Here is a 25,786-nt window from a genome sequence, read left to right as displayed (position 1 = left end):
TATAAAAGCCTGTCTCGCATCGCTATTTATCTGAAGAAAAAGAGAAAGGGTACGCTTTTGCATCAACGCCTCTCTTTTTGTTCGGTGTTTTATCCATTTCAAAATTGAGTTTTCCACCATTCAAGATTTGTTGGTGGCCGATCCAGTTTTGATCAAAAGCTTGTCCATTTAATACCGCCTCTTTGACATATCGATTGCTCGCGTCGTTCTGAGGTGCTTCAATTTCAAACTTGTTGCCGTTTTCGAGTTGTAGGGTTACCTTTTTGAATAAAGGTGCGCCTAAGACATATTGATCGGTGGCGGGACACACTGGATAGAATCCTAAGGCCGAAAACACATACCAAGCCGAAGTTTGCCCATTATCCTCATCTCCGCAGTAGCCGTCCGGAGTGGCCAAGTACAATCGATCCAGCACCTCCCGCACCCAGTATTGGGTTTTCCAAGGCTGGCCGGCATAATTGTAAAGATAAATCATATGTTGTATGGGCTGATTGCCATGCGCGTACTGACCCATATTGGCGATCTGCATTTCCCGGATTTCATGTATAACACCACCGTAATAGCTGTCGTCAAACGTAGGCGCTTGGTCGAACACCGAATCGAGCATATTGATGAAGGTCTTTTTGCCGCCCATTAAATCAATCAGACCTTGTACATCATGGAAAACGCTCCATGAATAATGCCAGCTGTTCCCTTCTGTAAAGGCATCTCCCCACTTAAGTGGGTTAAAGGGCGATTGAAATGAACCGTCTTGATTTTTGCCACGCATCAGATTCGACTCTTTATCGAACAGGTTTCGGTAATTTTGGCTACGCTTCGCATAAAGTTCTATTTCTTTCTTCGGTTTTTTCAATGCCTTCGCCAATTGATAAATAGCAAAATCATCGTAGGCATACTCCAAGGTCCGAGCAGCATTTTCGTTAATCTTTACATCGTAGGGAACATAACCCAACTTGTTGTAATATTCAACACCCTTCCGCCCCACAGCAGACATGGGGCCTTCATTATTTGCTCCATGAACCAAAGCTTCGTATAACTTTTCGATATCATAGCCTCTTAAGCCTTTTATATAAGCATCGGCTACAACCGAAGCAGAGTTATTTCCTACCATGATATCAGCGAAGCCCGGACTACTCCATTCCGGCAAAAAGCCACCTTCTTTGTAATCATTGATAAGTCCTTCCTGCATCTCCTTATTGATAGCCGGATACATTAAGTTCAAAAATGGATAAAGCGCCCGGAACGTATCCCAAAAGCCTGTTCCAGCAAACATATATCCCGGAAGCACTTCTCCGTTATAAGGACTGTAATGCATAATCTTACCTTCCGCATCAATCTCATAAAGCTTATTGGGGAAAAACAGGGTGCGGTATAGGCAGGAATAAAAAGTACGCAGTTGATCAACGCTCGCGCCCTCTACCTTCAACCTACCCAACTTCTCATTCCATATTGCACGTCCTTTGTCGGCAACCTGATCGAAGGAGTCATTTGCCAGCTCATTCAAGTTAAGCAGTGCTTGTTCTTCACTGATAAAAGAAGAGGCCACTTTGGCATGCACCTGATCTGTCTTTCCGTTTACGGTAAACCCGACGATAGCACCTACGTGATCAGCTGTCAACTCCATTTGATCCGCATGTTTCGTGGAATCGGCCCAAGTTGCGAAATTGCTGAAGGGTTTGTCAAAAACGATAACGAAATAATTTTTGAAGTTTTTTAATTTCCCCCTACTATAACGCGAAGAATAGCCAACGATCATATTCTTTTCCGGAATAATCTTCACCTGCGAACCGCGATCAAAAGCATCCAATACGACAAAAGCACTATCTGTTTTGTTAAAAGAGAAACGAAACATAGCCGCCCTTTCTGTAGGTGTTACTTCAGCCGTCACGTCATGGTCTGCCAGGTACACGCTGTAATAATAAGGTTTAGACACTTCCGCTTTATGCGAAAACCAACTCGCGCGTTTCTCTTCATCAAACTCCGCTTTGCCAGTTACCGGCATCAGCGAGAACTGACCGTAATCGTTCATCCAAGGGGATGGTTGATGCGTTTGCTTCAAGCCCCGGATTTTATCGGCCCCATAGGTATATTGCCAGCCATTGCCATTCTTACCTGTTTGGGGTGTCCAAAAATTCATTCCCCAGGGCAAGCCGATGGCCGGGTACGTGTTGCCATTGGAGAGAGAAACCTTGGAATCAGTTCCCATCAATGGGTTTACATAATCTACGGGGTCTTGTTCCGTTACGGCGACTTGTGCCTGTACAGATACTGCGAACAAAGTAGCTGCAAGCGTGCAAAACACCCCTCTTTTCATTCTTCTTAACATCATTTTTTTGAAATATAAAATTCCAAAACAGCACGCACGGCTGTTTTGGATATGCTATTTGGTTCTGTCCCTTCTTTAACGATAATCTCAAGCTTTAATTGTAACCTGGGTTTTGTTGTAAATTGGGGTTTAAATCCCGTTGTCTTTGAGGAATTGGGAATAGTGCGCGCGTCGGATCAGACGAAGTGTGATCCCACCAAACCTCCGTTGTAAACTTACCGAAGCGAATGAGATCATCCCTTCTAAAACCTTCAAATATAAACTCCCGCGCACGTTCAGCTAAAAGCTCATCTAAAGTTAATGTGCTCGTCGTATATGCAGCCGCTGGCCAGTCGTTAGCGGCAAATGCGCGCTGTCTGCATTCGTTAATTAAACTTACGGCCTCTGGCGTAGCAGTTCCGCCATTCTTACGCATAATAGCCTCTGCCTTTGCAAAGTAAATCCAGGTTAAACGATAAATATTCCAATCAGTATTATTGTAATTTGGATCAATCGGGGTTCGGTCTATCCCTACCACTTGATTCCCGAGTTTGTACTTATTGAACCGTATGCCACTGTTCTCTTCACCTTCACTCATATTAGAAACCGTAGAATTTGCTGTATTCCGCTGAATGTTATCGACGAAGATCAGCGGTCGCCCCTCATATTCCTCAGAACCAGTCACAGCTGCTCCCGTCTGGAAATTAGTCATCCCGCCGGCCAACAGCCATTCGCTTTTTCTTAAGTCGGCATCCGAAAAAGTAGCATAAACACCTGGAATCAAAACGATTCCGTTATTTCCATTCCGTCCTCCTCCATAAATTTCGCGTTGTTTGAAATGGTAAAACTCGCTAGGCCATGACGGTTGAAAATTAGCCGTTGTATAGTCGTATGCAATAGAAAATATCACCTCCTTCGAAAGGTCGTTTGTTGTGTTAAATTGATCCCTAATATTTGGGTCTAACTGCATCGTCCCATTTTGTGCACCTGCTTCGCCGCTAATTAATTTATCCGCTGCGGCAATACAATCGTCCCACCTCGCTGCTCCGGTCCACACTTCCGCATTTAAATAAAGTTCTACCAACATAGCATAACCTGCTGCCTGAGAAACCCTTCCAAGCATCTCACGTGATAACTTTGGTGCTTTATCAATGTTCGCCAAGATTTCGCTTTCGATAAAATTAAACACTTCCTGACGGGAGCTAGTTTCAGGCTGAGCAGGTTCACCAACTTGCGTAACAATAGGGATATTACCAAAAAGATCCATCAACTTAAGATAATGAAACGCACGGAGCAATTTAAGCTCCGCAATAAAAGCGTCTTTCTCTTCCTGCGTAATTCCCATATCCGCGACATCCCGTTGCTCAATGTTTCCTATCGGGTCATTGCACAGACCCATTCCCCAATACATTAACGACCACGCGTTATTCAAACCCGATTCGTCGACGGTCCACGTATGGTAATGTAGGCGTTTCCATTTGCCTCCATCTTCACCATGCGGCCCTTTTGTAGGCCAAGCAAGTTGATCGGCAGACAACTCTGAGGGACGCCACCAGCCATCTTGGCCAGAAGGGGTAACCCATGCGTTAGCGTGTGTATAAGGACGCAGTACAGCGGATAATACTTCTGTTTTATTATTATAAAAATTATCGGTTAGCATCACATCGTAGGCATTCTCGTCCAACTTTGTACATCCGCTAAACCCTATTGTCATACAAAAAATAGTATAAAGATATTTCGCTCTCATTTTCTTTTTAAATCAAGATGATAAAACTTTTTTACAATTTTAGAAGCCCAAATTCAAGCCCATCAAAAAGCTCCTGGTACTAGGATAAGGCCCCCGGCTATCGATACCTAAAGATCGGCCGTTTACATCCGCATTCCCCAAACCTGTATCTGATACAAAATCAGGATCATTACCACTATATCCGGTTATCGTGATCAGATTTTGGCCAGTTGCGTAGATCCGAAGGTTCTTAACAAGCTTCGTCGGAAGCTTAAATGTATAACCAACTGTAATCTCATCAATTTTCCAATGACTACCACTTTCTATATAATAGTCGGAGTACATATAGGTATCGTTAATCTCGCTATATTTTCCAAAGGCCTCCTTTAGTAAGTTTCCACTGGTCACTTTATTTCCATATGTTAGTGCAGTCGTATTTAGGATGTCATAATCAAATTTTCCGCGCATAAAGACTCTCAGATCGAACTGCTTATATCGAAAATTGTTGGTTAAAGACAAATAATACTTAGGTACGGCATTGCCAATAGGTGCCAGATCTGTCATATCCCGATCGCGGGAATAATTGATTTCTGCATTACTTACTTTTTCGCCATTCCGGTTGTAAAAAAGCCATTTGCCGTCTTCGTTAAAACCGGCAAAACGCTTACCCCAGAATTCGCCTACACGCTCTCCTTCATAAGTGACAATCGCATTTCCCAGAGCGCCCGCACCGCCGATACTGCCAAATTCCTTATATTCTACCTTGTAAAGATCATTGGAATACGAATCTAGCGTATTCTTAGTGGTACTTGCAGCTAAATCGATACTCCAGGTGAAATTGCTCTTTGATATTGCGTTGTAGCTAAAAGCCACTTCAATACCTTTCGATGAAATGGTGCCTACGTTTGCATATATACTTGATTGTACGTATGGCGGTTGGGGTGTTACATAGGTGTCTAGTAGATCTTTCGTAGTGCGGTCGAACAAATCGATACTACCGCTTAATTTATTGTCAAATAGCGTGTAATCGACGCCTATATTTAGCTCTCTTTTTGTTTCCCACCGAAGATCTGGATTCGGATTGCGAGTAGGCCCATAGGTTTCCCGGTACGCTTCGTCGGGATAGAGGTATCGTCCACCACCACCGAGCGTTACTCTGGAAGCATTGTTTTCGAACCCAGAATTTCCTGTAACACCATATCCGGCTCTAAGTTTAAGATAGTTCACAAAAGCTAAGCTTTTCATAAACGGCTCTTCGGTGATGTTCCATCCCGCAGACACTGCAGGAAAATTCCCCCATTTATTGTTATTCCCGAATCTTGACGAACCTTCACGACGAAGAATAAATTGCGCCATGTATTTATTGCCAAAGGTATAATTCAACCTACCAAAAAAGGCGATCAATGTATTGTCATTCTTATAACTATCCATAGTAGCTCTACCGTCAATAAGCGCAGACCCATCACTTAAATTATCTTCGTGGTATAAATCATTTATAAAGCCTCTGTTTTCGGCACTTAAGCCCTCGTTCTTCTCGTACCGATAGCTGTAACCGGCAATAGCGGTTAAGTTATGTTTCTCTTTAATAGAAGTATTATATTGTAATGTGGGCTCAAATGCGTAATACTGTTCCAGTACATCCCCCTTGCCGGCCCAAGCACCGCCTGGATAATCCGTGTTTTCTAAAGAATTTTCGCTATTTTGAGGCGCATAGTAGCTGTCGATCCAGGTATTCCGCTGAAATGATCCAAAAACCGATCCCTTTAAACCTTTGGCAATATCAAGGTCAGCTTTGATATCTCCTGATGTGGTTTGCTGTTTCCTGAAGGAAGTCTCCTGCATTAACCGAGCATATTCGTTTGTACTATTTAAGTCAAAATAATAGCTCCCGTCATCATTAAAATTTGAACGTGTTGGATTCTTGAAAGCTTCGCTTTCCCAACCACCTGCACCACCTAGCAAATTTGCGTTATTGAAATTAGTTGCTAAATTTAGCATCACGTTCAACCTGTTATCTAAGCCTTTTTGATTAATATTGAGCCTCGCCCCGTATTCTTGTCTGCTATTTTTCAATCCGATGCCTTCTAAGTTCCTGTAATTTACGCTTGCTCGATAATTCGTGTTTTCAGTACCTCCGCTCATTGCGAAATTGTGATTGTTAGAAATATTATTCGAATTGATCATCATATCATAAAAATCTGTGCTATATCCGTAATCTGTTTGATTGCCCAGATCACCTGCGGCCAAGTGCGCTCTAAATTCTTCCGGAGACAACACTTCAGGTCTTTTATTGAGAAATTCTTTTCGCACGTAATTGTTATAGGTAAAACTTGAGGCGCCCGATTTACCCTTTTTTGTTGTAACCAAAATAACGCCCGCATTTGCAGATGACCCGTATATAGCAGCGCCAGAACCGTCTTTAAGCACGTCAATGGACAGGATATCGTCCTGCTGTAATAAATCCATGTTCCCTCCAGGGATCCCGTCAATGACATAGAGCGGGCTCGCTGAACCCGTTACGGTTACAACACCCCTTAACTGAACAGCCACTCCAGAATTGGGATCTGACCCGCCCGACCGTGTCACTTGTAAGCCCGCAACCTTACCTTGTATTAAATCCAATGGATTTCGTGCACCACCTTGTCTGAATTGCGCCGTATCCACATGCGCTACAGCGGAAGTCACTTCTCTTTGCTTTAATGTACCGTAGCCCACTGAAACCGTTACCTCCTCTAACGACTGCACGTCCGGACTCAGTGAAACATTAACCACCATTCGGTTACTTATCGGTTCTTCCTTGGTAACATATCCAAGATATAAAAACTGCAAAACGGAGTTAGGAGAAACCTGTAGCTCAAACGCTCCATTAGCGTCCGTCTGCGTTCTGCTATCACCTCCTTTGACGCTGACCGTAACGCCAGGTAGTGGGCTTTTGTCTTCAGCGCTTATTACCTTACCTTTAACCGTTTGCTGAACTGAATTTCGCCCATAACCGTTCAAGCCGCTTACTAACAAAGTAAGGACCATCACTCCTTTAAGGAGATACGACTCTACGCAAGCCTTGTAATCTCGCCTTATGAGCAATTTTAGATAATTGTTGTGCTTAAATTTATTCATATGAATTTTGATTGGTTGTGTATTTTTATTCCAGAAAACGTTTTAGCTTTGTTATCATTACACTGTATGAGCACAAGCGATATATATATGTTCGTAACTTCCTAAGTTTACAGGCTTAAAGTATTAGTCTGATTATTAAGCGTAAAGGTAAGTTTACCCTAAAGAAAAAGTTGTCAACCAAATCACAATGAATTGTTAACAAAATCTTAACAGCCACTATAAAAACAATGTTCAAGGAAAGAATCACCAGGTTGTTATTGCCGTCGCTTATTCTATATCGATCAATTGCCGTCTGCTGCTTGATCATTCTCATTATCGTGCAGGCGAGACTAATATATAACACATACGAACTGAAAAACAGGCAATATAATGTCGACGAAAAGGAACGGATCGATCATGCCTATAAACAGGCGATCCGCAATGAAATCTTGTTCCCCGGTGGCGCAAAAATCTTACATCAGTATATCACACAGCATATAGATACCCTGCAAGACCTTTACCTCCACCAACCAAAGGCATTCGAAGCCCTTCGGAAACAGCTCAGTGATAAACTATATAGAAGCCTTAGGCGCAGTAGCACAATGGACAGTCTATTTCGTGCGATTCATACACAACTTCATTTGACCAATGACCTGCTGTTTCTTCTTACACTGAATAATGTTGCTGTTACTTTTGACGGTATTAGCTATATACCGATATATCATAAGGGTGATTTTAAAGATTCTTTGGTGAATATCCGCGAGGTCGGCCCAGGGATGTTAATCGACGGCAATCTGTTAGTGGCTAACCGCGAAAATCTGGTCACTAGCATTAGCATCTCCGATCCCTCGCCTTTCACCCTGCAAGTCAGTTTCAGCTTATATGTAGATCAAAATAACCGCCAACTTGCCATTCTGAAACAGATGATACCAACGTTGAGTTTGTCGCTCTTGTCGATCGCATTTGTCTTGGTCATTTATTACTTCACTTATAAAAATTGGCTAAAGCAGAAAAAATTGGCGGATATGAAATCTGACTTTCTAAACAGCATTACACACGAGTTCAACACGCCTATTTCTGCTATTCTGATTGCAAATAAGAGTTTACAAAATCAGGAAATCATAACAAATCCGCAAAGTGTAGGCACTTTAACAGACATCATAAAAAGGCAAACCGACCGCCTTCAAGCACTAATCAATCAGGCGCTTGACATCACCTCAATGAATAAGCAAACTATCGAAAAAAAGTCTTATATACTGGAGGAACTCTTAGGGGAGATTGTGAACGATTACAGATTAAAAACCGCGGGACAAGCCTATATTAACTACACACCGGCCACCTCGTCATCGCTTGTCAAGTTAAATCGATTCTTATTTACGACCATGCTTTACAATATTTTTGATAACGCACTGAAGTACAACGAGGCTGATGTTAAGCATATAACTGTTAAAACAGTGTTATGCCCTATTAACGGTATGGTCCTTTCAATAAAAGACAATGGCATTGGAATAGCTGAAAACACCATTTCGCATATCTTCGAGAAGTTCTATCGTGGTAAACAAAGTTCGCGGGTGAGCGGGCTCGGTTTGGGACTTTTTTATGTCAAACAATCCCTCGAAGCACATGGATGGAAGCTAAATCTACAGAGTCAAGTTGGGCTCGGCACTGAATTTCGTATCTTTATCCCCTATCATCCCAATACCGCAGGCGTATGAAACACCATTTGCTTTTTATAGAAGACGAGCAGGATCTTGGCAATGTAGTAAAACAATATCTTGAAATCATGAATTTCAATGTAGATTGGTGCACAAGTGCTAATGAAGCGCTTGTACGTTACTTGCAGCATCCGAATTACGACTTGCTTCTCATTGATGTGCAGTTACCTGACTATAACGGCTTTGAACTGGCAGAAAAAATCATAAAGGAAAACAAAGATCAGGCTTTTCTCTTTTTAACCGCTAGAAACGAAAAGAAAGACCGCATTCACGGGCTACATATTGGTGCCGACGATTATATCAATAAACCCTTCGATATTGACGAACTCGTTCTACGGATAAAAAACATCATTCGGCGAAACAATAAAGACATCCAAAATGAAACGCTGCCCGGCATCCCAATCGGTGACCTTTTTTTCCAGAAAGATCTACTTAAATTGCTACTGCCTAATAAAAAAACAATATCACTTACACTTCGAGAGGCAGAACTATTACAGTACCTGTCCAAAAACAGCAACCGCGTGCTAAAACGGGAAGAGATACTTTTACAGTTGTGGGGAGAGAATGATTATTTTCTCGGCCGAAGCCTCGACGTATTCATCTCTCGGCTCCGAAAAGCCCTCACCCATTCGAGCAGGGTAAGTATAGAAAATGTATATGGTGTCGGCTTTATATTCAGCATATCGTAGCCTCAATACCGAATTCCACTTTTTACAGCCTCACGATTTCCCCGGTCCGCACAGATTCATCGCAGGCCAAAGCGATCCTTAAGCTATTCACCGCATCTAAATTCGCTTTGGTCAAGTCTAAGTCCTGCCTAATCGCTTCCAAGAAAAATAGTTGCTCCCGGTTGCATAGCTCTTGGTGATTGGGCTCATCCTGTAAATCAATCCAGCGATCCTCGTGAACAAAGTGGTAGTCTTCATTTATTTCCGCCCTATGCACTTTGAGCGATTCGGTCTTCGTATGCGATTCCACGGCGTCCGATTTGCCGGCTTTTGAAGCCTCCTTTGCCACGATAGATACGGAGCCTTTCGGTCCGATTACATCCTTTATAAAAAAGGCGGTTTCACTAATCATCGGCCCCCATCCGGCCTCATACCAACCTACCGAGCCGTCATCAAACCGGATTTGCAATTGTCCGTAATTATAATTCTCAGCAGGAATATCATCCGTTAACCTTGCACCGACTGCACTAACCTGAATGGGCTTCGCATCGGTCATTTGACACATGACATCGATATAATGCACACCGCAATCAACAATCGGACTCAAACTCTTCATCAGGTTCTGATGCACTTTCCACATATAGCCGTGGCTCTGCTGATTCAAATTCATCCGCATAACCAAGGGTTTACCAAGTTGCCGCCCCTCTTTTATAAATTGCTCCCATGAAGGATGATATCGCAAGATATAGCCAACCACCAGCTTTCTGTTATACTGATTGGCGGCTGCCACTACCCTTTCTGCCCCTATTACGGTGTCGGCCAAGGGCTTTTCAATAAAAACATGGCAACCGGCTTGGAAAGCCTTCAGCGCATAATCTTCATGGGTATCCGGGTAGGTGGCAATGCATACGGCATCTGGCTTTGTCTGAGAAAGTGCATCTTCATAACTGCTGTATAAGGGGTACAAACCACCTAATGCTGTGTTAAGCACTTCCTTACTGTTGCCCGTAGACACCAAGCCACAGATCTCGAATTCGCTCATTGAATGGTAAGCTTTGGCATGCGAAGTTCCCATATTACCACAACCTGCTACTAAAATTTTGATTTTGTCCATAATTTGTCAACATTTGCTTTTTATCCATTGCAAGATAACTTTTCCAAATGTTTTTTGCTTCATTCGAAAGGCTATTTAAGAGTAACAAGGATGATGTTATCACGGCTCACATACAGGCCGCCGGAAGGAGGAACATTTTGATTATTTTGGACTGTGTTGGCAAAAGAATTGTTAGGTATATTTATTAAATGCATTGTTTATGGAACCGCAAAAAATACGAATCCTCTTTGTAGATGACGAGGAACACAATTTGATTTCATTCAAAGCCACATTCAGGACCAAATATAAGATAGACACAGCCATTGGTGGGCCGGAGGCAATAGAGATATTAAAGAAGAAAGAGTTTGATATCATCATTACGGATCAGCGGATGCCTAAGATGACCGGAGTTGAGTTTCTCGAACAAGTCATACAGACACACCCCGATCCCATTCGAATTCTTTTAACGGGCTATACCGATATGGCTGCAGTGATCGACGCGATCAATAAAGGAAAGATTTTCCATTATCTTACCAAACCTTGGAATGAAGACGAGCTCGACAACACCATACAAAAGGCTTATCAGCTTTATCTGGAAAAGAAAAAAATGAAAGAAGAAAATCAGCTATTGTCTATTACCAACGAACAGTTGGAGTTTTTACTTCGGCAAAAACTCCTTTCCTGATTGAACTTCCTCGCTTTTTGCCTGGCTGCCGTTTGGCTGGCTGGTCGGTATTCTTATAATAAACTCACTCCCTTTCCCTTCTTCAGTAAGAAGCGAGATGGCGCCTTGGTGTTTTGCAATCGTCTGCGAAACAATTGCGAGCCCTAAGCCGGTCCCTTCACCAACATCCTTGGTTGTAAAAAACGGATCAAAAATTTTATTTCTGACCTCTTCTTTGATGCCAACCCCGTTATCCTTAATCGAAATGTACACCAAGCCTTCTTTATAGTAGGTCTTAATGGTAATCTTTCCTCCTTGCTTCCCTTGAAATTTCTCATCGATCGCGTGGATAGCATTCGTAAGTAAATTTAAAAAGACTTGGTTTAGCTTACCGGGGAAACACTCCACGTAGGGAATTTCATCATAATGCCGTTTCACGTTGATCCGATCCTTAAACATACTGTTTAAAATAACCAAGGTCGACTCCAAGCCGAGGTTAATGTCTGCCAATTTCAAATCGTCTTCATCCACCCTTGAAAAAATGCGCAAGCTTTTTACGATTTCTGCCGTTCTAAAGGCACCTTCCTGTATTCCTTTCAGTAGTAGCTGAATCTCTTCCTGTAAGAAAGCCAAGTCAATATCCTCTTTATAATTTTCGAGCTCCGCCATCTTTGCTTCTTCCGGAATATCCCTGAACGCGATCTCTTCGATCACTTTCAATGCGTCAATCAATTGATCAACGTCCCTGCTTAACGGCTTAATGCTTCCCGTTACGAAGTTAATGGGATTGTTAATTTCGTGGGCAATGCCCGCTGTCAGCATACCTAGCGATGCCAGTTTCTCAGACTCAACCAAGTGGGCTTGCGCCTGCTTTAAATTGTGCATTGCCTCGTTAAGGCTTTCGTTAGTCTTTTTAAGATCTTTTGTTCGCCTGTTAACCTCTGTTTCCAGCAGTAAATTCTGTTCCCTTATAATCCGCGCGTTTTCTTGCGATATCTGGAGCGCTTGTGCCTGAGAAGCTTCTTTTTCTTTCCGGTAGAAGTTAATCCTATCCGCCAATGCGAAAGAAAGCAAAGAAATCTCCACAATTGAGCCTATCTCCAGGATGTAGGCCGTAAATGTATTGTAAGGAACAAAGTTAAAATTGCGAAGTACAAATACGATTACGCAGGTAAAAAATAAAGTAAACGCAAGCAAGAAAAAGACCGCCGGCCTGTATCCCTTCCTACGGATTTGCTCGGCTACATATAACACATATAGCGTTCCTATCGAAGCTGTTGTTTGTAATAAAATCGCTCCGGAAAAGACGTCGAATAAACCTACCAATAAGCCGATAAAGTAACAGAGCACGATCACATTAATACCTTTATCGAGCTTTGGTGTATTCGTTTTGGTATGGAGAAAGTTCTTGATAAATGCAATCGTCGCTAAACCGGAGAGAAAGGGTATAATAATGGAACTCCGACTGGCCAGCCACGGACTATTAGGCCAAAGGTACATGTAGGTATATCCTTGGAACAAAGCCTGAGTAAGACCAACGGTGAGTATGTATATAATATAATAAAAATAGCTGCTGTTCTGCGTAGAAAGACCGACAAACAAGTTATATAACATCATGATCAATATCGCCCCAGCATACAGACCAAATAAAAGATTTTTTGTTGACATTCTCGCCGAAATGACTTCTTTGGCACCGATGTATAAAGGCAGTTGCAACTGATCATTAGAAGAGACACAAAGATAGATCTCCGCTGTGCCCCCCTTTTTTATACTGATTGGAAAAATATAGTCCGGCGCATAGACGATACGTTCTTTAAAGGGCTTGTACTTCGCCAAGGTATCAATTGAACTTTGGCCTTTCGCATCCTGCATGAACAATACGGCTTCCTCTATGGAAGCTTGTTGTAGTAATAAATACAGGTTTTCCTCATCTGTGTTGTTTTGTAAACTGAACCGCAACCAAACCTTATCTGTTGTTGCCCCCAGGTTGATAACGCCTTCATTTTGATAGACGACGAAGTTTTGTTGTTTAACATCATCAATAGACAGTTTCCGCGAAGTATCCTGAAAAAGAGCAATATGCCGATTTAATAATAACTCGCGCCCTGCGTCGTTAAAATAAATCGGTTGATCGCCCTGCGCATAGCCTGTTTTACAAAGCCATAATAAAGCTGTCACCAAAATTAAAAAAGGTCTGAGCTTAAAAAAGATACTAAAGCTGTTCATTACTTTTCAGTCTTTTTTTATTAAAACCATTAAGGAAAATTTGGAATAGTAAGATCGTAAGTAACGGGATACTCCCCCTTAGGGCCTCGCTCTAATACTTCTTGATGAGGCTTTGTACGCAAGGACAAGATCTTTTCCCTTTCGAGCTCGGTAGCAAGCGAAAGATCGTTGATATCCTCCATGCGCATCACCGTCGCAATTAAATCGTCTTTCGGATAATAGAACAGGCCGTTATTTCCTAGGGTCTTTTCCACTTTACAACCTAAACGAACCCCCATTTTAACGGTAATAGGCGCACACAACACCAGTAAGCTCACCACCGGCAATTGCGTAGTGATCGCTACGCCTACCCGCGAAAGTATGTAACTGCCAATCCCCATGCCGGCCACTTCCCTCGAGTTCCATAAACCACAAATCTCGCAAGTCCCCCCTCTCGCCTGATCATCCTTTATTAAGTCGTAAATTTTAGAATCGTACCGGCCTATGGCCGTCTCTATTGGCAGGGCGTACTTGCTATTGGCCATTTGTACACGTGCACCGCCGTATACCACCTTTGTTTCAACATGCTCTACTAAAATGACAATCGTATCTGTATCGTCCACCCAATCTTGCCGATTGGAGGTGATCTGGCTGATACCAAAAATCTCCAATAACTTTTTATGTCCGATTATGAACTTTTCACAGGCCTCCGGATCGTCTGGTGCTCTAAAAGTTCGTATATGGATCATAGTTAATCGACTTTAGTATTATGAATGAGCTCTTCCAAATCGACAAAATATCGGCCAGAGTCCTTAAATTTATCCAGAAACACCCGTCGTGTCACGTCTGTAACCATTGCGCCTCCGAGAGCTACGGCCGACGCCAGCTGCGGCCAACCGATAATCGTCTTTCTCATGTATTGAAGGGATATTTTCATGGCATCGGAGACATTTTCAAAACCGATAATATCAACGAGATATTCTATTTTTTGTTCGAGACTTAGGTTCTTGAGCTGCTGTTCAACCTCTTGCGTTGCCATGCCTTCTATCCGTTTCAATCTTCCATGCAATACAGGCCGCGCCGGTTGGAGATCGAAACGCTCCACATCCAGCATCCCTTTATCGTTCGTGTCCATGATAACAGGTATGCCATGCTCCCGGGCCTTTAGTCTACTGATTATTTTGATATCAATTCCGTCACATTCTTCCACCAACATGTCAAGCTTCCCGCCTTCCAGTAAAAACCTATCCATGTTAGCCGTATGGATTCCGTCTGTATAGCAAACCACCTTTATATACGGATCTAGTTCCGCAATCTGTCGCGCGGCGACAATTACCTTATTTTGTCCTAAATCTTGTACACCGACGCGAATGCGGTTCATATTACTCAGCTCAACAGAATCAAAATCTGCTAACCGCAGTTCCCCGCAGGTGCGTTCCATTGCCAATGTTATTGCGATGCTTTGGCCGACCGAAAGCCCGATAACCCCCACCTTTTTCCTGCGCAGCACCGCTATTTCTTCAGGCGTAATCTTGTAGATATTACGACTCGTTCTTACCTTGATAAAAGCGTCTTCGTCCAACAGATGGACGATTTTGTTCAACCAAGGATAATACGCCCACACGCCAAAATCGAACGAAGAAGACGGCGGTAAGTAGGCTGTTACGCGCTCCTTTAGTTTTTCTCGATCAAAAATCTCGGAAGGATTTTCAATTTTAATCAATTCCGCCACCTGCGTTTCAAGGGTATCTACTAGTTCGATTCCCCTTTTTTCCGCTAATAACCGATCCATTTCTTCTTTATCTTGCGTGTGCTGCCTTCTAAAAAGTACAGTCTGGAAGGCATTATTTAAAGCCCCTTGTGTTGTATCTAGCATTTGACGTTTCGTAGCAGTATGTATGTTTAGTTGATGTATTCCTTTTATATAATATGGGCGTTCAATCCTTTTCCCCGGATTTTTACTATTGGAATCGGCTGATCACCTCTGCAAATTTATCCATAGTAATCGGTTTCTCTACAATAGCCTCTATTACATCATATTTCTCCAGTCTTTTCATCGTATGCTCATTGTTCGATAATGAAAGAATAATGATTTTGTATCGCTCTTGAATAGATTTGGGCAGGCTATTAAACTTCTCGAGAAATTCAAATCCGTTCATAACCGGCATCATAATATCTAAGGTAATAAAAGAAATAGAAGTACGCTCCCCCTCTCCGTGCTGCTCGATATACCGAAGCGCAACGGAGGCGTCGTTAAAAACCTTTACGTCCGAGCTCTTTCCGCTGAAGCCGATCACTTTTTTTACAATGAGACAATCAATCGGACTATCATCAATAACTATAAAAGGATATTTCATTACCTACAATAGATTTATATTCATTTCAAAAAAATCATTTCGTCGGAATCACCACTGTGAATTCAGTTCCGACATTCTCTTCAGAATGCACCGTTATCTGACCGCCCAACTTCGTTAAAATATTCTTGACATTATATAGCCCAAGACCACTACCGGCTTCTAGTAATGTAGCCCTAAAAAACAATTTAAAAATCTCGCCCAAGTATTTTTCCGGAATGCCTATCCCGGAATCTCTCACTATAAATGTAGCGACGCCTCGTTCCACGCCCATCTCCAAATGCACGTATTTATAATTATAGTCTTTTTTCTGGTATTTGAAGGCGTTGGATAACAAGTTGTTCAACACCAATTTTACCGAAACCTCGTCCGACCTAAAAACATCCGAGTTGTTAATTGTTATGGTAAACCGTATCCCCTTCGCATTTGCAATCGCCTCATACATCACGCGCATATCATCCGCCAGTGTATTAAGATCTATGTCGACTATATTAAATTCACCCCTTCTGACACTGTAATAGTCATGTATCGTTAGGATATAACGATCCAGCTTTTCGGCAGAATTGACGATTATTTGCAAAAGCTCGCCCACTTCGTTCAAATCACTGATATCCCGCGCTAATTGTGCTGCAGCCATAATCCCCGCCAATGGGCCTCGTATATCATGACTTACACTGTGCGCAAACTTATCCAGCTCATTATAAGCCTGTTCTAACTCTTTGTTCTTCACAGAAAGCAAAGAATTTGTTAGGTAATACCGGTTCGCATCCCTGATTACCCCCGAAATGGTCTCTACAGACCATGGTTTTTTTACATAACGATACACATTTCCTCTATTGATAGCATCAATAGCCGTGTCCAAATCGTCGGTATAAGCAGTTAGCAGGATCCGTACCGGCAAGGGATAAATTACCCGGATTTCGTCCAAGAAGTCTGTCCCCTGTTTATCTGGCATACGCTGGTCCGTAAAAATCATACGTAGATCAGGATGTTCTTCCAGTATTTTCAATGCCTCGTTCGTGTTTTCAGCAACATACACCTGGTAATCCAGCCGAAAATATGCTTTAAAAGCAACCAAGTTGTTCACTTCATCATCTAAGTACAAAATTTTTATCTCATCGTTCATACTGATCAACCCGGTTTGTTTTAAGCAATCTTTACTGCACAAGTTTATAAAAAAAAAGACACTTATAATCTTTTACGTTCAACCTTGTCTATTCCATGCGCCTTTTTACCATCATAATAGGTAATTGCTTGGTAGCGGCTCTTCAAGAACAGACTCCCAGCAAGCCCTAAAATGCTTATTTAACAACGCAAAGGGCAAAGGCCCGCTTTCTACTATCGTTAAAATCTCATTTGCAGGAACCTGAAGATCTTTAGCCAAAAGAGAAATAATCGGCACGCCTATTCTACCTAGACTGTTTATCTGTTCGCCGGTTACCAATCCACTATCCTTTGATTCCCGATAAACACGCTTTAACAGCAGCCTTTTCTCTTTTACTTCCCGATGGTGATCAGCCAATGCTTCACTTCTTTCTTCTAAAAAAGTTTTCAAGTACTCATAAAGCTCATTGGTCTGCTCGATATTCAAATAAATACAGCATACTTTGTTTCCTTCGCCAGACCACTCATGCACCGACAGTGCTAAATTATTTTCCCTTATATGATCGTCTGCCGTTGCTTTCAGATCAATAAAAGATTTCCCTGGCGTCTGTTTTATCCTTAAATCCTTCATTAAAAGTGTTTTAAAAAACGTAAATCTTCGTAACGGTTGGATATAAAAATTTCTTTAACGTCAAACTTAAGCAATTAAACAACAAGAATTCATATTTTTTCTCAGCACAAAGATAAGATTGTTGGAAAATATTCCTGCGGCCACCTGTCAGCATCTGGCACATTATCGATGTATACCCTATTAAATTATTCGTGATTTCGAATAGGGGGTGTAAAGATTTTATATTTGCCGCTTTGTTTTGCTTATGATCAGTATCAGAGAGGATTTGATTAGGCTGGGCTTCTGCCGAACATGTATGCAAAAAACAATCAAAACACGATCAACGCGTTTATGATGGCATGTACAACCGTGTCGTAGTATCATTAAAACTCTTTAACAATGCTATATAGCCGGAGCGGAAGCATTCGTTCGGAAGTTTTGACAATGCACGACATCCTTCATGCTCTTAAAACATTAACTGCTGATTTACAACTCAAAGAACGATCGACGTCGCAATAAACACTTACTATAATTACCTATTTAATGCGCCTGTTTCCGTGCGCAAATTACGATTTTATTGCCCCAAGTACGCTAAGGAAAAAACCCTGTAATCAAACAGGAAAATCCCTGTAACACACCGGTTTTTGTCATACCGATATCACGTTTTGACGGATAGCTTCCAGCACCAAGCCTACTCTGCTCTTCACCTGAAATTTTTCGAACAGTGCCGCCCGATAGCCATCGATGGTCTTAATAGAAAGAAACATCTTTGACGCAATCTGTTGGTAAGTCAAATCACTGCAAGCAAGCTCCAAAAACTCTCTTTCCCTTTCTTTTAAATCAATGGAGTCTTTATTAAAGAGTTCTTGATAACACATGTTGGTGACATAAGTATTGTAGAACCCCCGCAGCAGAATTTCCCTGAGAGCTAGTTCCAGTTCGTTGGGATTCATATTTTTGAGCAGGTATGCACAACAGCCTGCCTTGATCATCCTGATGACGTTTTGTGAATCCTCCATCATGGACAAAGCCGCCATTTTTATGCTCGGGTAGGTTTTCTTAATGGTCGAAACTATTTCGGCACCTTCCATTTCCGGCATATTCACGTCGATCAGTAGAATATCCGGTAAGGGGTCTTGCGACTTAAGTTTCTGTAACACATCCGGCCCGTTAGAAGCGTATAGCACCACTTCAAAATCCGGAAAGGTATTAACAAACATACCTACAGTTTTTAAGAACAATTGTTGATCATCAACTATACCGATAGTTCCTTTCATCATATGTTTATTGACCTTCTTATAAAAATTCGTAGCTTAACTAACAAATCCCGTTCCATCTAGTAAAAAACACTAAAAAAAGCTTGTAAATAATCTCATTGCTTATCACCCCTCGATTCGCCCCGCCTTCTTTTTTCTGTTTAAAGATATAACACAAAATATAAATATCACTATAATAGGGCGAAAATAGTTCATATCTTTCTTTGAACTTTCGCAGTTTAGGCACAACCATAACACAAGAGCGAACATCCCGCTTAGTTATTCTCATAATTTCCTGCGCATATTTTCCTATTTCCTTATACAATCCCTTTTTTGGTTCCTTTTCCTTAGATATACTTACGAAATTTGGGTAATTAAACAAAAAACATCTATTATTATGTCAAGACGCATTTTACTTTTGCCACTACTGCTGTTTATGCTATCATGCGATAAAACAGAAGATCCTGGAGTAGAAATTCCATCCACCATCGATCAGACACTCATTCGTACAGTTTGGAACACCGTTTCCGAGAAATATGAATACAAGACGGGTGAGGGTAGCACCGATTATGAAAGTTTTACTGAATACGAAGATTTTAGGAATAAAAGCATTCAGTATAACTTTAGACCTAACGAAGCTACTCCTGATGACCATCGGGTAACCAGGTTAAACAAGTTCACCAACGAAACCGTTTGGGGCACTTGGGACATTGCTCGCGAGAACAAGAAAGACTACGTGATCATCACCTGGGATTCCGGTAAAGTAGACAAGTTCGAGGTTACTGCCTTTACTGAAAAAACGATGAGCTGGTTCATTGTTTCAACCGACAATGCCGATGTTCAGTACGAAGAGAATGGCGAAACCAAAACCGCTGCCAGTCGGGAAGGGACGATTGAATTACATTGCCCTTGCCGAGACTAACACTTAAACTAACCAATTTTAATATAATTTGCCTCAATCGGCCCCTGCTTGTTATCAGGGGCCTTTTCATGTGCCGTTATTATCCTAACGATAAGCCCAATTCCGCATAACCGCCGCAAGTACACAGCACCTAAGCTTAAACGGTTCGGTTCACAATACGTTTCCACCTCCTATGCAAAAAGAAGCCGTCCTAAAAACAACGCTATCTTCGTTTTACTTTCGCTAATCCCTCCGCCAATTTGCTGTGTCCGCAAGCCGAGAAAATTTTTGTTCTTCGCAAGGTGCATACATAAGGATAAAACAAAAAAGCCTATAGCTTCAAAAAGTACTTCAGAACTTTTATCGCATAAAAAAGCCGGCTCTCAGAAGAACCGGCTTTCCTGCGCCCTATCAAATTAGGATATACGGGCTAATAGGCGTTTTCCTCGCCTTTGATCATGTTAATCACGGTCTGCAAAATGATTCTAACATCAAGCCAAATCGACCAGTTCTCCAGATACCATACGTCGTATTCCACCCGCTTTCTCATTAAGTCAGGGTCTTTTGTTTCTCCCCGGAAACCATTTACCTGCGCCCATCCCGTGATTCCCGATTTCAAAAAGTGCCTGACCATATACTGATCGATAATTTGCCTATACTGTTCAGTCATCGAAAGAATATGCGGTCGAGGCCCCACGACACTCATATCGCCTAGCAAAACGTTGAAGAACTGTGGCAGCTCGTCCAAACTTGTTCTTCTTATAAAACGGCCGATAGGCGTTATCCTATCATCATCTTTGGTAGCTTGCCTCGTATCGCTTTCATTATTGACCTTCATACTTCTAAATTTGTAACAATAGAAGGTTTGGTTGTTTCGGCCATCCCGCTTCTGCTTGAATAAAATCGGACCCGGACTTTGGATCTTGATTATCAACCCGATGATAGGATAAAGCCAACTTAACACAAAAACGATCACCAATGAGCTGAAAATAATATCAAAAACCCGTTTCTTAAATCGATTTTCTATTTCCTCCAACGGATCATGCCGCATACTGATAACCGGGAACTCCTCCATATAACTCAGTCTGAAAGGCGTAACAAGCGTACCAGACAGATCCGGCACGAACTTCATCCGCACACATTGCCGCTCTCCCTCTCGCAGCAAAACGTTTGCGTTTGCCATATTCTCCGGCGTAAGCGGAACATAAACCTCCTGGATACCGCTTTTAGCGGCAACCTCTATTTGTTGGCAAACAACCGGTAGTAACCGCCCGTCTTCACCTATACTCAGTTCCTGATGATCATCTAAAAAGCCGCTAAAGCTGTATTCGTTTTTTTTCTGTTCGAAAAAAGCTGCAAGCCGTAAGCCCATCTTATTCATTCCTAATACAGCCACAGGCTTACTAGCTTTAAAATGCCTTAACAGCTTCGCTTCAAAAAAGGTTCCGAACAACCGGCTTACAAAAAGGCATAGAGCCATACCGATGTACATCGTTAGCAAAAATTCCCTCGATATTGCCTTCTCTTTAAATAGGGCAATATAACAGGCATACAAGGCAAAATGCAGCAAATAACTGCGGAGGGTGGCCGAATAAATGAAATCGATCCGCCGCACCGTTTTTTCTGTATAGAGCTTACAAAAGAAAGACGCAACCATCCATATCAGGTTGCTAACAATGAGCCCGTCCAGGTAAATCTCATTTAATTCTAGATTGCTGCTTAAGTAATAAAATCCTAATAAATAAACACTATTAACAATGAGTAAATCACTTATTGCTAAAATAAAAATCAGTAAATATAAATACCGCGTTTTCATAAGAAATAGATTTTAAACTAACTTTATACAAACCTGTATAAAGGAAAAAGATCGACATCCGGCGCTGTCTTACCGTTTATCTTTTCTTCTACAAGATCTACATAAACCGAGTGGTCTACTATATATCGCCAGGTAACAAAGTCGAATACATTTTCAGAGAATCCCCGTTTGAAATGAAAGAGTGAATCTTCCGCTCCTCCAACCCCGCTTCCTAGATGCAAATACTGCATGTTATTCGCCCTTCCTATCAATGAGGCTTCATCGAATATCAGCTTCATGGGCGATTCACGTAAAAATTCGTTGCGTGTTCCGGCTAAATGTAGTTGCACAACCTGCTTTGTCATCCCGATCATTGCGCCCGCAACCATGCGATCCTCATAATAGGCAACTAGCAAACGAGGTGAAAAACTCGTCGACAACATAAAGTTTTCGAAATAGGCCTGTTCAAAAAAATATTTTTCACTGGCATTGACCTTCGCCATGTTTTCAACGTACAGGTCTATGAATTCATGAAGCTCCTTTTCACTTTCCGCCACTTTAACCGTAAATCCTTTTTTTCTCAATTGATTAATCTTCATCCGGATGGGCCGCCTATATTGAAGCCGTTGTTCGTCGAGCGATTGTTTCAAATCAATGGCAATCGTTTTACCGACAGGCTTCAGTTCGCAGCTCGCGTTATCCTGCACTGTAAAGCCTCCTGCCAACAGGCCCTGCTGCTTAAACAAGGGGTGAAGCACTGCAAATACAGTAACAATCTTTTGCGATTGGAGGTAGTCCCGAAATACCAAATGAAAGTCTTGCTTAATCGAATCCTGAATAGCCAGCAAATCTTTGTTAGAAAAAGGGCCGACGTATCCATACACTGACGTACAGTCGTAGTAGCCTGTTCCCGGTATGGGTCTTTTAATCAGTGGAACGCCTATAAAAAGATCCTCTCTTTCATAGATAAACATAAAGGCCTGGCCCTGTTTGTCCAACGCATGGTATTCCCATGTATGATAAAAGTCCGACTCGCAAGCTTCGTGGAGGTACCTGTTCCAAAGATCCTTTTCTTGCAACGTCAGCACCTTGAATGAAGATGATGTTTGTAGATCAACAACCATATATTTCTATTTTTTGTATACACTTATAATGAATTCCCGAAGAATTCCCATATACGTCATTAAAGCAATCAGCAACCTTCCAAATCATAGCAAATTTACCATTTATAGTGCCATAACGCCCTTCAATAGCCAAGATGTATAAATTATGTAACAGAAGTGTGCAACAAAAGAAGCAACGAGCAGGTGGCTTACCGAAGCGGTTTTCCAATGCTTTTGTATCAAGACCCGCCTCAACTTTTCATCAGCCATTTTATACATAACATAATAATAATAATAATTGAAGAGCGTCACATCAGTAATTGCTGTAACAACGCGCCCGTAGGCGCCGGAATTTTTAGCTACGGTTGAGGAATCGAAGTTATTTATTAAAATATATCTTAAGATATATAGCGGTTTAGGCGCGCCAATTGACCATTTACGGCCATTAAACGCAGGTATACGCCGACGGAAGTTTGTCTTTTAAAAATTTTTAAAAATATTTTTGTAATTAAAAAAAAGTCTCTACCTTTGCGCCGTCAAACTAAACATACAGCATAATTTCAGCGGTCTTTACCGTAATTTAAAGCAGTAAACGTTATTTTTTTTAATCCAACCGTAACGAATAGCGCTCACTTCAGGTAGAATTACGATCAACCTACGTCTTTCTTTTGCCTCAAGTTTTCGTTATTATTACACAACCAAACACTTAATGAAAAAGAATTTCTTTTCAGTTATCTTCGCGGGAGCACTCATGACATTCGCTTCCTGTTCAAAACAAGATGTTTTTGAAGAAACACAAATGAACGAAGGCCCAAACACAACCATGGCAGTGGCCGGTTCAAAATCATCAACCTTCGACTTTGGGGTAAACGGACACCCGCTCGGGCCGGCCTCCTACACCAGCGTTCCGGCAACGGAGCAGATCGCACTGATCAAGAAGCTCGGAATGAGCAGCTATCGTTTCGACGTATCGACGCTCAGCACCGGCAAAATGCACACCGATTTCCGCTTTCAGCCCTTGAAAAAAGCTGCCGCCGAAGCGGGCGTAACCTTAGTTCCGATGCTTTATACGCAGGGACTTAATTTAAACATGAAAATGTCCGAGGCCTATAAACAGGGACGGAAAGTCGCTGAAGCCTTTGCTAAAATCTACAAAGACGATTTTGACTATTACAACATCGGAAACGAGCTGGAAAACCAATTCATTCTGCCGCTTAAGTCAGGTACTTCGAGAACGCATTATGACCTGAAGAAATTTGATGTTGCTCTGCACTTCCTTTGGGGCATGAACGACGGTATAAAGGCTAAAGATCCAACGGCAAAAACCATCATCAATGCCTGCTGGCTGCACACTGCCTATATCCAAATGCTGGAAAACAGGGGACTAAAGTTCGACATCATCGGATGGCAATGGTATGACTACATGGAAAAATCCGCTAAATCTACTTATGGAATCGATGACATTAGCACCTATTTGTCGTCACGCTTCTCAAAGCCGATCTGGTTCACAGAAGTCGGTTACAGAAACAAGAACAATTCAACCAGCGAGGACGACAGGAAAGCCTTCTTTGATTCTTTCATGGCCAAAATCAGAAAAAATCCAAAGGTGATGGGGGCCTTTATCTACGAACTGTTTAACGAGCCGGAAAAAAATCACTCGGAAGAAGCTTATTACGGCATCATTAACTGGATCCAGCCTTACAGCAACTATAAGCCAACCGCTTTTGCTGCACCGATCTTAAAATAATTTTATAAACTAGTTTATCACTGCATAATTATAGCTGCTAATCCGGCATAAAGAAGCAGGAGCCGCCGCGGCGAACGATTCAAAAGCAGAAAAGGGACTGAACCAACTAAACAGGTCAGTCCCTTTTTTATTTTCTTCCTTTGTTTTATATCCTACAAACTACAAATCACTGGTTGCCCGTTTCTCCATCCAACTTAAGTCCTTATCAGCCATTTTATTTACATAAGCCCGAGCCCCACGCTGCCATACTTATCAGCCATTGATGTATTAAAGGCTGTTTCATATTTTTCTATATTATTTAAAGAAGCTTTTTAAGGCCGAGTCGCAGAATACAAACGGTGTATCGAAAAATCTGTCCTAGGATTTTATTGAGTATTTACGCTTCTCATTTGCCTTTACAGCAGTTGGCACAGCCAAAAGCCACGAGACTACACAGTTTTGAACGTTTTAAAAGAAAATTTTTCCAGTTAAAAAAAAGTTTCTACCTTGGTGTCGTCAGAACTAAACTCGCAGCATATATTTCTCGGAGCCTTACCGTGATTTAAAGCAGTGATAAACGTTATTTTTTTAATCCAACCGTAACGAATAGCGCTCACTTTAGGTAGAATTAAGATCACCTCAGATCCGTTTTGCTTCAAGTTTTCGTTATTATTACACAACTTAACATTAAATGAAAAACAATTTCCTTTCAGTTATCTTCACAGGAGCGCTCCTGACACTCGTATCCTGTTCAAAACAAGATGTATTTGAAGAAACACAATTGAACGAAGGCCCAAACACAACCATGGCAACGGCCAGCTCAAGATCATCTACCTTCGACTTCGGAGTAAATGGACACCCACTTGGGCCAGCCTCCTACACCAATGTTCCCGCAAAGGAGCAGATTGCATTGATCAAAAAGCTCGGAATGAGGAGCTATCGTTTCGATGTATCCACGCTCAGCAACGGTAAAATGCACACAGACTTCCGTTTCCAGCCCTTGAAAAAAGCCGCTAAGGAAGCGGGTGTTACCTTAGTTCCGATGCTTTATGCACAGGGACTCAACTTTAACATGAAAATGTCCGAGGCGTATCAGCAAGGGCGGAAGGTTGCCGAAGCCTTTGCCCAACAGTACAAAGACGATTTCGATTATTATAACATAGGCAATGAACTAGAGAACCTCTTTATTCTTCCCCTCAAAGCAGGTACATCAAGAACACATTATAATCTGAAAAAGTTTGATATTGCTCTGCATTTCCTTTGGGGCATGAACGACGGCATCAAGGCTAAAGATCCAACGGCAAAAACCATCATCAACGCCTGCTGGCTGCACACGGCTTATATCCAAATGCTGGAAAGCAGAGGCCTAAAGTTCGACATCATCGGATGGCAATGGTATGACTACATGGAAAAATCCGCTAAGAAGAACTATGGTATTGATGACATTAGCACCTATTTGTCGTCA

At 41.9% G+C, this 25,786-nt stretch carries 19 protein-coding genes; 6 read left to right on the top strand and 13 right to left on the bottom strand.

What is annotated here, in order from left to right; all coding sequences use genetic code 11:
• Window positions 1–22: 22 nt before the first annotated feature.
• From EPX21_RS21755 to EPX21_RS21745, 3 genes are all read right to left on the bottom strand, one after another.
• Window positions 23–2,329 (bottom strand): GH92 family glycosyl hydrolase, encoded by a 2,307-nt coding sequence (locus EPX21_RS21755; RefSeq protein ID WP_134091943.1) that lies wholly within the window; start codon window positions 2,327–2,329, stop codon window positions 23–25.
• Window positions 2,330–2,420: 91 nt separating this feature from the next.
• Window positions 2,421–4,019 carry a RagB/SusD family nutrient uptake outer membrane protein gene (locus EPX21_RS21750; protein WP_240768759.1) on the bottom strand — a complete coding sequence of 533 codons (1,599 nt, stop codon included), beginning with the start codon at window positions 4,017–4,019 and terminating at the stop codon, window positions 2,421–2,423.
• Window positions 4,020–4,091: 72 nt separating this feature from the next.
• A complete protein-coding gene (locus EPX21_RS21745) occupies window positions 4,092–7,148 on the bottom strand; it encodes a SusC/RagA family TonB-linked outer membrane protein (RefSeq protein WP_240768758.1) in 3,057 nt (1,018 codons plus the stop codon).
• Window positions 7,149–7,375: 227 nt separating this feature from the next.
• Between EPX21_RS21745 and EPX21_RS21740 the strand changes: the two genes are divergently transcribed.
• Window positions 7,376–8,842 (top strand): sensor histidine kinase KdpD, encoded by a 1,467-nt coding sequence (locus tag EPX21_RS21740; RefSeq protein WP_134091939.1) that lies wholly within the window; start codon window positions 7,376–7,378, stop codon window positions 8,840–8,842.
• The gene (locus tag EPX21_RS21735; protein WP_134091937.1) at window positions 8,839–9,531 is read left to right on the top strand and encodes a response regulator transcription factor; all 693 of its coding nucleotides are present in this window, start codon (window positions 8,839–8,841) and stop codon (window positions 9,529–9,531) included. The genes EPX21_RS21740 and EPX21_RS21735 overlap by 4 nt, the downstream gene beginning before the upstream one ends.
• Window positions 9,532–9,553: 22 nt before the next feature.
• Here EPX21_RS21735 and EPX21_RS21730 read toward each other — a convergent pair whose 3' ends face one another.
• A complete protein-coding gene (locus EPX21_RS21730) occupies window positions 9,554–10,624 on the bottom strand; it encodes a Gfo/Idh/MocA family protein (RefSeq protein ID WP_134091935.1) in 1,071 nt (356 codons plus the stop codon).
• A gap of 199 nt (window positions 10,625–10,823) precedes the next feature.
• Here EPX21_RS21730 and EPX21_RS21725 point away from each other — a divergent pair, with 199 nt between their 5' ends.
• Window positions 10,824–11,288: a response regulator gene (locus EPX21_RS21725; protein ID WP_134091933.1), complete on the top strand. Its 465-nt coding sequence runs from the start codon at window positions 10,824–10,826 to the stop codon at window positions 11,286–11,288.
• Here EPX21_RS21725 and EPX21_RS21720 read toward each other — a convergent pair.
• The 7 genes from EPX21_RS21720 to EPX21_RS21690 form a co-directional block, all read right to left on the bottom strand.
• Complete coding sequence (locus EPX21_RS21720; protein WP_134091931.1) at window positions 11,262–13,493, bottom strand: 7TM diverse intracellular signaling domain-containing protein; 2,232 nt, start codon at window positions 13,491–13,493, stop codon at window positions 11,262–11,264. The genes EPX21_RS21725 and EPX21_RS21720 overlap by 27 nt on opposite strands.
• A gap of 29 nt (window positions 13,494–13,522) precedes the next feature.
• Window positions 13,523–14,221, bottom strand: coding sequence for a hypothetical protein (locus tag EPX21_RS21715; RefSeq protein ID WP_134091929.1), 699 nt, complete (start codon window positions 14,219–14,221; stop codon window positions 13,523–13,525).
• A 2-nt stretch (window positions 14,222–14,223) separates the two neighbouring features.
• Window positions 14,224–15,348, bottom strand: coding sequence for a ThiF family adenylyltransferase (locus EPX21_RS21710; RefSeq protein WP_134091927.1), 1,125 nt, complete (start codon window positions 15,346–15,348; stop codon window positions 14,224–14,226).
• Between the two features lie 85 nt (window positions 15,349–15,433).
• Window positions 15,434–15,829 carry a response regulator gene (locus EPX21_RS21705; RefSeq protein WP_134091925.1) on the bottom strand — a complete coding sequence of 132 codons (396 nt, stop codon included), beginning with the start codon at window positions 15,827–15,829 and terminating at the stop codon, window positions 15,434–15,436.
• A gap of 34 nt (window positions 15,830–15,863) precedes the next feature.
• Window positions 15,864–16,952 carry a hybrid sensor histidine kinase/response regulator gene (locus EPX21_RS21700; RefSeq protein ID WP_134091923.1) on the bottom strand — a complete coding sequence of 363 codons (1,089 nt, stop codon included), beginning with the start codon at window positions 16,950–16,952 and terminating at the stop codon, window positions 15,864–15,866.
• Between the two features lie 111 nt (window positions 16,953–17,063).
• On the bottom strand, window positions 17,064–17,561 hold the full coding sequence (locus EPX21_RS21695; protein ID WP_134091921.1) for a hypothetical protein: 498 nt from the start codon (window positions 17,559–17,561) through the stop codon (window positions 17,064–17,066).
• A 626-nt stretch (window positions 17,562–18,187) separates the two neighbouring features.
• Window positions 18,188–18,820 carry a response regulator transcription factor gene (locus EPX21_RS21690; protein WP_240768757.1) on the bottom strand — a complete coding sequence of 211 codons (633 nt, stop codon included), beginning with the start codon at window positions 18,818–18,820 and terminating at the stop codon, window positions 18,188–18,190.
• Between the two features lie 373 nt (window positions 18,821–19,193).
• Here EPX21_RS21690 and EPX21_RS21685 point away from each other — a divergent pair, with 373 nt between their 5' ends.
• A complete protein-coding gene (locus tag EPX21_RS21685) occupies window positions 19,194–19,718 on the top strand; it encodes a hypothetical protein (protein WP_134091919.1) in 525 nt (174 codons plus the stop codon).
• Window positions 19,719–20,127: 409 nt separating this feature from the next.
• Here EPX21_RS21685 and EPX21_RS21680 read toward each other — a convergent pair whose 3' ends face one another.
• Both EPX21_RS21680 and EPX21_RS21675 read right to left on the bottom strand, forming a co-directional pair.
• Window positions 20,128–21,513, bottom strand: a complete 1,386-nt coding sequence (locus EPX21_RS21680) for an undecaprenyl-phosphate glucose phosphotransferase (protein ID WP_134091917.1) — start codon at window positions 21,511–21,513, stop codon at window positions 20,128–20,130.
• 23 nt (window positions 21,514–21,536) lie between these two features.
• Window positions 21,537–22,616, bottom strand: a complete 1,080-nt coding sequence (locus EPX21_RS21675) for a GNAT family N-acetyltransferase (protein WP_134091915.1) — start codon at window positions 22,614–22,616, stop codon at window positions 21,537–21,539.
• Window positions 22,617–23,304: 688 nt separating this feature from the next.
• On the opposite strand from EPX21_RS21675, the gene EPX21_RS21670 reads away from it, so the two are divergent.
• Window positions 23,305–24,342: a glycosyl hydrolase 53 family protein gene (locus EPX21_RS21670; RefSeq protein ID WP_134091914.1), complete on the top strand. Its 1,038-nt coding sequence runs from the start codon at window positions 23,305–23,307 to the stop codon at window positions 24,340–24,342.
• 670 nt (window positions 24,343–25,012) lie between these two features.
• A partial coding sequence (locus EPX21_RS21665; protein ID WP_134091912.1) for a hypothetical protein occupies window positions 25,013–25,786 on the top strand: 774 nt, incomplete at its 3' end.

The sequence above is a fragment of the Olivibacter sp. XZL3 genome, assembly GCF_004368405.1.
Lineage (GTDB): Bacteria > Bacteroidota > Bacteroidia > Sphingobacteriales > Sphingobacteriaceae > Olivibacter.
Note: the sequence above shows the minus strand (reverse complement) of the source record. Positions and strands in the feature narration are given on the sequence as shown.

Coding starts and splice junctions, on each gene's coding strand:
- EPX21_RS21755 (WP_134091943.1), bottom strand. CDS start 2,329: ATGATGTTAAGAAGAATGAAAAGAGGGGTGTTTTGCACGCTTGCAGCT.
- EPX21_RS21750 (WP_240768759.1), bottom strand. CDS start 4,019: ATGACAATAGGGTTTAGCGGATGTACAAAGTTGGACGAGAATGCCTAC.
- EPX21_RS21745 (WP_240768758.1), bottom strand. CDS start 7,148: ATGAATAAATTTAAGCACAACAATTATCTAAAATTGCTCATAAGGCGA.
- EPX21_RS21740 (WP_134091939.1), top strand. CDS start 7,376: ATGTTCAAGGAAAGAATCACCAGGTTGTTATTGCCGTCGCTTATTCTA.
- EPX21_RS21735 (WP_134091937.1), top strand. CDS start 8,839: ATGAAACACCATTTGCTTTTTATAGAAGACGAGCAGGATCTTGGCAAT.
- EPX21_RS21730 (WP_134091935.1), bottom strand. CDS start 10,624: ATGGACAAAATCAAAATTTTAGTAGCAGGTTGTGGTAATATGGGAACT.
- EPX21_RS21725 (WP_134091933.1), top strand. CDS start 10,824: ATGGAACCGCAAAAAATACGAATCCTCTTTGTAGATGACGAGGAACAC.
- EPX21_RS21720 (WP_134091931.1), bottom strand. CDS start 13,493: ATGAACAGCTTTAGTATCTTTTTTAAGCTCAGACCTTTTTTAATTTTG.
- EPX21_RS21715 (WP_134091929.1), bottom strand. CDS start 14,221: ATGATCCATATACGAACTTTTAGAGCACCAGACGATCCGGAGGCCTGT.
- EPX21_RS21710 (WP_134091927.1), bottom strand. CDS start 15,348: ATGCTAGATACAACACAAGGGGCTTTAAATAATGCCTTCCAGACTGTA.
- EPX21_RS21705 (WP_134091925.1), bottom strand. CDS start 15,829: ATGAAATATCCTTTTATAGTTATTGATGATAGTCCGATTGATTGTCTC.
- EPX21_RS21700 (WP_134091923.1), bottom strand. CDS start 16,952: ATGAACGATGAGATAAAAATTTTGTACTTAGATGATGAAGTGAACAAC.
- EPX21_RS21695 (WP_134091921.1), bottom strand. CDS start 17,561: ATGAAGGATTTAAGGATAAAACAGACGCCAGGGAAATCTTTTATTGAT.
- EPX21_RS21690 (WP_240768757.1), bottom strand. CDS start 18,820: ATGATGAAAGGAACTATCGGTATAGTTGATGATCAACAATTGTTCTTA.
- EPX21_RS21685 (WP_134091919.1), top strand. CDS start 19,194: ATGTCAAGACGCATTTTACTTTTGCCACTACTGCTGTTTATGCTATCA.
- EPX21_RS21680 (WP_134091917.1), bottom strand. CDS start 21,513: ATGAAAACGCGGTATTTATATTTACTGATTTTTATTTTAGCAATAAGT.
- EPX21_RS21675 (WP_134091915.1), bottom strand. CDS start 22,616: ATGGTTGTTGATCTACAAACATCATCTTCATTCAAGGTGCTGACGTTG.
- EPX21_RS21670 (WP_134091914.1), top strand. CDS start 23,305: ATGAAAAAGAATTTCTTTTCAGTTATCTTCGCGGGAGCACTCATGACA.